Source organism: Lactobacillus sp. HMSC08B12 (assembly GCF_001808415.1).
Classification (GTDB): Bacteria; Bacillota; Bacilli; order Lactobacillales; family Lactobacillaceae; genus Lactobacillus; species Lactobacillus delbrueckii.
Window position 1 is genome coordinate 20,998 of record NZ_KV793217.1, and the last position, 8,480, is coordinate 29,477.

Here is an 8,480-nt window from a genome sequence, read left to right on the forward strand (position 1 = left end):
CATCTCCCGTACTATCTACGTATTTCGCTTATCTATATTTTAACATAAGTCACAGTTTAGCAATGCGCTTTCGCAAAATTGTTACATCTTAAACTTGCAGGGAAGCATTTTTTAAGCGGGATGAAAAAATCAACCGCTAGACAACATAAAAAGAAAATACAGACAAATAAATAAGAAAGGATTCGACAAATGACTTCATTAAAACAGCAATTGCTGGACGTTAAAGGCGGCCGGAACTTCCGTGAACTGGGCGGCTACCAGACCGTTTCCGGCAAAAAGATCAAAATGCACAAGCTGATCCGGAGCGGGCACTTGGCCGACCTGCTCAAGGAAGACCAGGAATACCTGCGCCGCTACGGGCTCAAGTACGATATCGACCTCCGGACCAGTTTCGAAAGAAACAAGCAGCCAGACCGGAAGATCGCGGGCGTTGAGTACTTCGCCGACCCGGTTTTCGATGAGGACTTGACCAACTCCACCATGAGCATTTCCGACATGGCGAGAGAAAGCCAGGATCCAGGCTGGGGCTACCAGCGGATGCTGTGGGCCTACAAGAACATGGCAACCGGGAAGAACGCCAACAAGGCCTACCAGCACCTGTTTGAAGTTCTCCTGGCTAATGAAAAAGATGGCGAGAGCGTGCTTTTCCACTGCACGGCTGGGAAAGACCGGACCGGTTTCGGGGCAATCCTGATCTTGACGGCCTTGGGCGTACCGATGAAAACCATTGAAAAAGACTACCTCTTCACTAATGAAGTAATCAAGGACTTCGTCAGCCAGCTTTTGGCCAAGGAAAAGGCCGCCGGAGCTGATGACAGCCTCCTGGCAACCTTCCGCGATTTGCAGACTGTGCAGCCGGACTACTTCAAGTACCTGCTGAATGTCATCAACCGGGACTACGGCAGCATCAATGCCTACCTGCACCAGCAGATCGGCCTCTCTAATGCTGACCTGTTGGATTTGCGGACGATATACTTGGAGAAATAAGCGCCAGAAGTCAACCAACCCCAGACTAAAGTCTAGGGCTTGCAAGTCGCAAGAGGCTTTTGCCTCTTTGCTTGCACTAATCAGATACGGGGATTTGCTGGTGCAGGGATCCCTAATTACCAGATTTATATTATAGAGCCTCGGGTTGCCTAAGGCTCTTTTCTTTTAGCTTTTATAAGGAATGATCGAATATTCTTCTTCCTCTAACTTGGCTATGCCTTTTTCCAGAATGTTCTTAGCTGCGTTATAGTCCCGGATATGATGGGCTTTGCAGATTGGGCAGTCCCATTCTCTGTCTTTCAAGGTAAGCTTTGGATAGCCGTTATGCCCCATGATGCTGCCACAATTAGAGCAGCGCTGAGTGGTATTGCGCTTGTCGATCTCAATGTACTTCTTGCCATAGAGATCTGCTTTGTATTCAAGCATTCTCTGGAAGCTGTACCAGCCAACATCGGCAATTGACATTGCCAAGGCATGATTTTTCATCAAGTTTTTTCCTCTCAAGTCCTCAAGCACTACTACGTCGTGGTTATTGATGTATGCAGTACTCAATTTCTGTAAGAAGTCTTCTCTTTGATTTTTGACGTGCTGGTGCAGGCGGGCTGCTTGCAGGCGGGACTTTTGATAATTCCGACTTTCAGCTAGCTTGCGGCCTTCCTTTTTTGCCCGCACTTGTCTTCTTGACATCCGCCTTTGCAGGCTTTTCAGCCGTTTTAATGATTTCCGGTAGTAGCGGGGATTGTCAATAACATTACCGCTGCTGTCCGTCAAGAAATTGTCGGTATTCAAGTCAATGCCTGTGATCTTGCCTGTTTTTGGCTTTGGATCGATAAAAGGCGCCACGTCCCCAATCTGAAGAGAGAGATAGTAGCCAGAAGTATCATACTTGATCGTTGCCGTCCCAATCCGGAAATTTGGATTATGCGCAAGAATTTTTCGATAGCTTGATCCACTTATTCTAATTCTTCCTAGCTTAGGCAATTGTACGTGCTTTGTGTCCAGGAACCTAACTGATCCGGAGAAAGGCGTACAGTTTCCTTTTTTCTTGTTTTCGGTTGTGTAGGTACAAGAAGTTTGATAGCTGTCGCTTACGCCTTTCTTGTGGTATTTGGGAACGCCGGAAGAGTGAATTTTTTTGAACATATTCCAAGCCGCATTGTAGTTAAGTTTAGCCTGGGCTACTGCTAAGCTGTCAACGTCATTGACAGACATATAGGAATAATACTTAGACAGCTTCTTTTTCCGCAGTTCTAGTGTCTCAATTCTTTCAGCTACTGTTTGGATATAGATGCCAGTTTTTCTAAGATGCAACAATTCAGAATTTATAGCAATCAGCTTGTTGTATACAGCCCGGCTTACGCCACAGTTGATGGCAATTATTCTTTTCTGCTGGGAGCTTGGGTAGATCCTCATCTTAATTCCAAGATGATAAGGAAGATCCGACATGGAGATCATCAATTGCTTTCTTGCCATTTTTTCTCACCTCTTTTCTTGCTATAATTATACCATGCAGAGCCAGTCAATGACTGAAATAAAGGTTTAAGAAAGCTTGTAGTTTAGCTGCATGGGAGGTAAGACAATGACTGAGAAGATGAAAGATGCTGTCTATACAAAACGCTATGTTTACAACTGCCATTATCATCTGATCTGGTGCACTAAATACCGCAATCAGATCTTCACGACTAGCGAACTGGCAAGTGAGATGAAAGAGCTGATTATCGATACGGCAACAAGCAATGATATCCAGATTGAGAAACTAGAAGTTATGCCAGAACATGTCCATGCAATGATCTCCTTCAGACCGTCAAAATCTATCAGCTCAGTAGTGAAAGCTCTCAAGGGCCATACTGGATACGTATTTTTGCGAGACCACCCAGACGTACGGAAAAACAAATGTTGGGGCGGCAACTTGTGGTCATCCAGCTATTACATTGGGACTGTAGGCAATATGTCCAAAGACACCATAGAAAGATATATCAACGATCAGATCTACAATGCAAAAAAGGATGGCAAACCCTATCCATCCACCCATTGAAATAGGTGGACTTCCGGGCCTGCCATCCAGTGAATTAATCATTAAAAGCCCTCTTCCCGCAGGGCAGAGTACAAGCCGGCAGGATCAGTCTGGGCAAAAATCCAACTGAGGTCTGCTGGTTCAGCCTGGCTGAGGAAGGTCATGGTTCTGGCTAAAAGTTCAGCCTGGCCGTCCGCCTTTTGGTCCAGCAGCATGAAGCAAAAGCCAACTGGCAATTCGCGGCTAGGATCGACCATGCTCTTGAAGCTGACCGGGGCCAGCAGCTTAATGGGAACGACCCGCTGCTGCTTGACGAAGCAGCCTTCCGTGTGCGGAAAAGCCAGGTTGGGGAGACCCGGGGCCAGATTGCAGCTGGCCAGGCCGGTCGGAAAGTCCTCTTCTCTGTCCACCACCTGGTCTAAAAAGCCGGCCGCTACCAGCCCCTGCTCCAGCAGCTTTTTGTAGACTTGGGCAAACATGTCAGCCCGGTCTTCGGCCCGCAAAACAAAACAGCTTTCCGCTTTTAAGAGTTCTTCAGTCACTTTTAGTCCACCCCTTTTTTCAAAAATACAACTACTTTTATTATAAGCTTTCTGCCGTTGGGCAACTTGGCTGATGCTTAATTTTTGACTAGTCAGCTGGGGCGGAAAATGGTAAAGTTATTTTAGGAAAAAAACGCAATATCTCGCAGCGGACATGAAAGGAATACAAGATATGCCAAAAAAGACGATCTACTTCGGTGCCGGCTGGTTCACTGACCGCCAAAACAAAGCCTACAAGGAAGCCATGGAAGCCCTCAAGGAAAACCCAACGATTGACCTGGAAAACAGCTACGTTCCCCTGGACAACCAGTACAAGGGTATCCGGGTTGATGAACACCCGGAATACCTGCATGACAAGGTTTGGGCTACGGCCACCTACAACAACGACTTGAACGGGATCAAGACCAACGACGTCATGCTGGGTGTCTACATCCCTGACGAAGAAGACGTCGGCCTGGGCATGGAACTGGGTTACGCCTTGAGCCAAGGCAAGTACGTCCTTTTGGTCATCCCGGACGAAGACTACGGCAAGCCGATCAACCTCATGAGCTGGGGCGTCAGCGACAACGTGATCAAGATGAGCCAGCTGAAGGACTTCAACTTCAACAAGCCGCGCTTCGACTTCTACGAAGGTGCCGTATACTAAAAACAACTATATCTAACAAAAGGCCTGCCTTCCGCAATTTTGGAAGACAGGCTTTTCTTTTTTCTAAAACTCCCGGGGTGCTTCCAAAGCATTTGGCACCAAGACTTCAGCTCTGAATTCTCCCCCGCCGCTGGCCAGCGCTTGCGGGCTAAAAGTTAGCCGCAGGCGGCCATGGTAAGGCTCCAAAAAGGATTTGACCTTGCCTAAGCCAATCCCTACCCGGCCGTTTGCTACAACATTATCTCTTTCTGACCCGATCTTGACCTTCTTCTCTGTTTGGTTAAGCACGGTTAAAAGCATGGTTTTCCCGGAAAACTTCAGCCCTGCCTTAACCTGGTGGTCTGCCGCCAGTGAGGCTGCCTGGCAGGCGTTTTTCAAAAGATTGCCGGCAATGATGCACAGATCCAGCTGCCGCAAGGCTAAGTTGCCGGGAATCACCCCGGTCCAGCTGATTTCAACCTGCGGATACCGGGCGGCCAGGTCACTAATCACGGCATTGATTCCGCTGTTGCCAGTATCGATCAATCGCCGGGTCATCTGGCTGCTGCCAACCAGGTCGTCAATATAGGCCGTCAGTTCCTGGTACTGGCCGGCATGAGCCAGGCCCTGCAAGCTGACCAAGTGCTGGCGGGCATCGTGGCGGAATTTCTTGGTTTCTTTCTCCCGGGCCAAAAGCGATTCATAATAGTTTTCCTCAGCTTGGAGAAGCTGCTCTTGTTCACTCATCTCGCCTTTTAATTTCCAAACCCTAAACTGTCCTTGCAAAAGAGCCATGTCCAGCCAGACGGCAGCCCCGGCCAGGCAGGCCTCTAGCACTGGCAGTTGCTTTTGCAGGCGAAGATAGGCTTGAAAGCGGCCTGCTGTCAGACTCGCCGCACCCAAAGCCAGAATTTCCAGGAAAACAAGCAGCCACTTGTCCTTGTCCGGCCAGCTGTCAAAAACATTTTTGACCTTAGGCGCCAAAAACAAGTAAACGAAAGTCAAAGCTATGGCAGCTTCAAAAACAAGATCAGCCGCGCCCACTTCTTGCCGGCGGATCAGCTGCTTTAGACTCAGATCCAGCAGGCTTAAAATCGCATAGCTGCCCAGCTGGCTGAGGTCTCCTTCTTTCAACGGCCCCAGCAAAGTCCGGCCCAAAGCAAGCAAGGCATAGACCAAAGCTTCATTCAACAAGCCCAGCTGGGGACCGGCCAGGCAGTAGGCCGCCAGACCAAAAACGTAAATCCCCAGCAGCCAGACCGGCCTGATTTTCTCAGCAAAGAGATAGGCAAAAGCCAGATAGAGCTTGCTGAACTGCAGCAGGATAAAAGCCGTGTTCAAAAGCGTCACGGAATCGATAAACAAATTCATATTTCCTCCAAAATCACAGCGGCTGGGCATAAAAGCGCAGGTAGTCAAGCCAGGCAGCTTCTACAGCCTTGACCTGGCGGCGGGGAAGCAGGATTGGCTGCTTTAGGCCGGCAAGGTAGAGCTGATTATGCTTTAGATCACTGATATGCTGATAAGCCACGATGTATTGCCTGCTCACCCGGCCAAACAAGGCACTGTCCAGTTGTTTTTCCCAATACTTCAAGGGTTCTGGGCTGATTACTTTTTGGTCAGCCGTATAGATGCAGCTCTGGTCTCCCAAACTTTCCAGCAGACGGATTTCATTTAAGGGCAGAGCGGTCATTGCCTTGTCCGGCAAAGGAACTGCTAGCAGCTGCCTGGCCAGGATTTCTTGGTAAGCAGCCCGCAAAACCAAAGCAATATTCTCCTTCTTCCAGGGCTTGAGCAGGTAGCGGAAGGCCTTGACTTCGAAGGCGGAAGGCATATAGCGGTCATAAGCAGTTAAAAAGACCAGCAAATCGCCGCGCTTGTCACGGCGCAGGCGACGGGCCGTCTCCATGCCGCTTGTACCAGGCATTTCAATGTCCATGAAGATCAAGTTGTACTTTTTCCCTGCTTCAAGGAGGTCATCCCCGCTCGCGTAGCAGTCGACATGTGCGGCGTTTAACTCCATGACCAGCAACTGCCGCAAGCTCGCGCGTTCTTTTTCCTCATCGTCGCAAACCGCTATCCGCAGGCCCAGCTCCTCTTTCATCCCTCATCTATCCTTTCCGGCCAATCATCCGTTTAACTTCAGTTTTGCTCTTTTTGCTCAAGAGCTTTCCATATACCAAAGTATACAGCAGGATAAAGGAAAACTGGCAGATCAGCAAGCCGGCAGGACTTGCAGCGTAAAGAACAAGCAAGATGGCCGTGACCAGAAAACAAACAAGCAGCGCTAAGGCAGCCGCCACCGCAGCAGGCGTAAAAATTATTCTCCACTTATGCCCGCTGGTAAACAAGGCGAAAACCTTGGACCGGTTGAGCTGAACCCAGGCTCCAGCTTGATAATTTAAGATGCTGGCTAGCAAAAACAAGAGCAAGATGCAGTTCAGCAGCTGCCACAAGCAGCTCTTTAAGTAGAGCTTGGCCAGCTCCAGCTTGCTTTGAGCGAGTTGCTTCAAGCGGAAGGGTTCTGGCGAGTAAATTTTTGTCAAGCCGCGCCGCTTTAAGGCAGGAATAAGCTTATCTGACTGGATAAAGAAGAGATTGCCTGTCGACAAAGCTGGATATAAAAAGCCATGCATGTCATAAATCTGGCTGGGCCGTTTGCTGTAGATGAGCAAGGGCTTGCGGCAAATTTGAAAATCTTGCGTTTCATTTAAAGCGGCCAGCTTTTTCCGGCTGGTCAACAAGTGCATCCCTTTCGGCACGGTTTGCCGCTTTGCGGTATTAAGTGGCAAGATTCTACGCAAAAAATTCCGACTTTCTGCTGGCAAATCGGCTAGGGCAACTTCCTTTAGGTCCTGGTGGCTGATACCGGCCAGTTTTAAAGCCCGGTCATTGACGAAAACAATGTGGTCATATCCCCCTAATTCAGCTTTTGACGTTTGCATCTGGTCATCCATGATTAAGGACAAAACCGCGTTGCCTTGCCGCTCTTCATCTTTGATGAGCGCGAGTTCAGCCGGGTAATGATCTCTTTGGTCCAAGCGGCCGTCATCATCAAAACTGACTGCGGCTGGAACTTGCTGCCATTTTTCCTTTGACTGGTAATTTTCATAGGCACTCTTGGCCAACAAGGCCGCTTGCGGCAGGGACCAGGCTAACAGCAGCAAGGCTGAGACCTGCAGGCAGCGCAGGGCGATTTTTCCTTGCTTTTTTACAGAACCGCGGCTGACACAAAATTTGTCCGGCAGCTTCATCAGCAGGAGTGAACAGAAAATCAAGACCAGTTCAATCAACAGTAAAAGAGCAGAATTGCCTAAAATACTTTTTTTACGAAAAATCAGACCAAACAGCAAAATGCCAAGCAGGCTGCCAGAAAGGCTCCAAACAAAGAGACAGGTAAAATTATCCAGGCAGATTTCCAACCTGCTGATTCCGGCCAGCAGGCGAATGGCATCTTTACGATAGCCAAGCTGCAAAGGCAAAAGCAGGCTTGTAACGTATAAAAGTAGACTGCAGATCAAGGGCAGCCGGTCTACTGCATCGCGGCCGGGGCCAAGAGAATACAGAAAAACAAGGGAGAGGAGCAAACAGGAAGCAGCAATACTTATTTTATTACGCATGGTCATTCCCCCAGGCAAATTCGCGCGTCACACTTTTGCCCCAGTTTTTCATCGTGGGTGGCGATAAAGACGAGCGCGCCTGCCTGGGCCTGCTTTAAAAGCAAGTCAGTGACCAGCTGGCGGTTGGCCGCGTCCAAAGAAGCGGTCGGCTCATCCGCGTAGACCACCTGACCCTGTTTGTATAAAAGGCGGGCCAAACCCAGACGCCGCTTTTCCCCACCAGAAAGCACGGCTGCTTTTTCATAAGCTTGCGTTAAGCCAAGTATTTTTAAGCAATGCAAGGCTTGTTCCTGGCCTTTTTTCACCTTAGTCAACGAAACGTTGTACAGCAAGCTTTCTTCATTGATGATTCCAGCATCTTGGTAGAGAAAGGCTGCCTTTTCCCGCCAAAATCTCTCCCTTTTCCCTTCTGGCCAGCTGCTGGCATTCTCGCCATTGATCAGAATTTTTCCCTTGCTTGGCAGGCTTAACAAGCCGAGCAGGTTGAGCAGAGTGGTCTTACCAGCGCCGGACTGGCCAATTAGGGCAACTGCTTGCCCACCATTTGCTTGAAAAGACAAATCTTGAAACAGCAGCTTGTCTCCTGCTTGTGCTGTAATCTGATCGGCATAAACGCTTATTCCTCTCATTGCGCTATATCCTCCTAAATAAAAACTGGAAACATCTAGTGTAGTGTCATACTGATATCTTAA

General features: G+C 48.9%; 9 protein-coding genes. 3 read left to right on the top strand and 6 right to left on the bottom strand.

What is annotated here, in order from left to right:
- Positions 1 to 189: 189 nt before the first annotated feature.
- Positions 190 to 987 carry a tyrosine-protein phosphatase gene (locus tag HMPREF3168_RS09170; RefSeq protein WP_070489735.1) on the top strand — a complete coding sequence of 266 codons (798 nt, stop codon included), beginning with the start codon at positions 190 to 192 and terminating at the stop codon, positions 985 to 987.
- Between the two features lie 165 nt (positions 988 to 1,152).
- Here HMPREF3168_RS09170 and HMPREF3168_RS09175 read toward each other — a convergent pair whose 3' ends face one another.
- Positions 1,153 to 2,442, bottom strand: coding sequence for an RNA-guided endonuclease InsQ/TnpB family protein (locus HMPREF3168_RS09175; protein ID WP_035174909.1), 1,290 nt, complete (start codon positions 2,440 to 2,442; stop codon positions 1,153 to 1,155).
- A 124-nt stretch (positions 2,443 to 2,566) separates the two neighbouring features.
- Between HMPREF3168_RS09175 and tnpA the strand changes: the two genes are divergently transcribed.
- Entirely contained in the window at positions 2,567 to 3,022 is a 456-nt protein-coding gene (gene tnpA / locus HMPREF3168_RS09180) for an IS200/IS605 family transposase (RefSeq protein ID WP_003611630.1), read from the top strand.
- 41 nt (positions 3,023 to 3,063) lie between these two features.
- Here tnpA and HMPREF3168_RS09185 read toward each other — a convergent pair whose 3' ends face one another.
- Positions 3,064 to 3,543 (bottom strand): PTS sugar transporter subunit IIA, encoded by a 480-nt coding sequence (locus tag HMPREF3168_RS09185; RefSeq protein WP_003611685.1) that lies wholly within the window; start codon positions 3,541 to 3,543, stop codon positions 3,064 to 3,066.
- Positions 3,544 to 3,715: 172 nt separating this feature from the next.
- Here HMPREF3168_RS09185 and HMPREF3168_RS09190 point away from each other — a divergent pair, with 172 nt between their 5' ends.
- The gene (locus HMPREF3168_RS09190; protein WP_003611646.1) at positions 3,716 to 4,189 is read left to right on the top strand and encodes a nucleoside 2-deoxyribosyltransferase; all 474 of its coding nucleotides are present in this window, start codon (positions 3,716 to 3,718) and stop codon (positions 4,187 to 4,189) included.
- Positions 4,190 to 4,252: 63 nt separating this feature from the next.
- Here HMPREF3168_RS09190 and HMPREF3168_RS09195 read toward each other — a convergent pair whose 3' ends face one another.
- From HMPREF3168_RS09195 to HMPREF3168_RS09210, 4 genes are all read right to left on the bottom strand, one after another.
- Complete coding sequence (locus HMPREF3168_RS09195) at positions 4,253 to 5,539, bottom strand: GHKL domain-containing protein (protein ID WP_003611697.1); 1,287 nt, start codon at positions 5,537 to 5,539, stop codon at positions 4,253 to 4,255.
- A 13-nt stretch (positions 5,540 to 5,552) separates the two neighbouring features.
- Positions 5,553 to 6,272 (bottom strand): LytR/AlgR family response regulator transcription factor, encoded by a 720-nt coding sequence (locus HMPREF3168_RS09200; RefSeq protein WP_003611663.1) that lies wholly within the window; start codon positions 6,270 to 6,272, stop codon positions 5,553 to 5,555.
- A gap of 7 nt (positions 6,273 to 6,279) precedes the next feature.
- Complete coding sequence (locus HMPREF3168_RS09205; protein WP_148129896.1) at positions 6,280 to 7,446, bottom strand: hypothetical protein; 1,167 nt, start codon at positions 7,444 to 7,446, stop codon at positions 6,280 to 6,282.
- Between the two features lie 344 nt (positions 7,447 to 7,790).
- The gene (locus tag HMPREF3168_RS09210) at positions 7,791 to 8,417 is read right to left on the bottom strand and encodes an ATP-binding cassette domain-containing protein (RefSeq protein ID WP_003611650.1); all 627 of its coding nucleotides are present in this window, start codon (positions 8,415 to 8,417) and stop codon (positions 7,791 to 7,793) included.
- Positions 8,418 to 8,480: the final 63 nt, after the last annotated feature.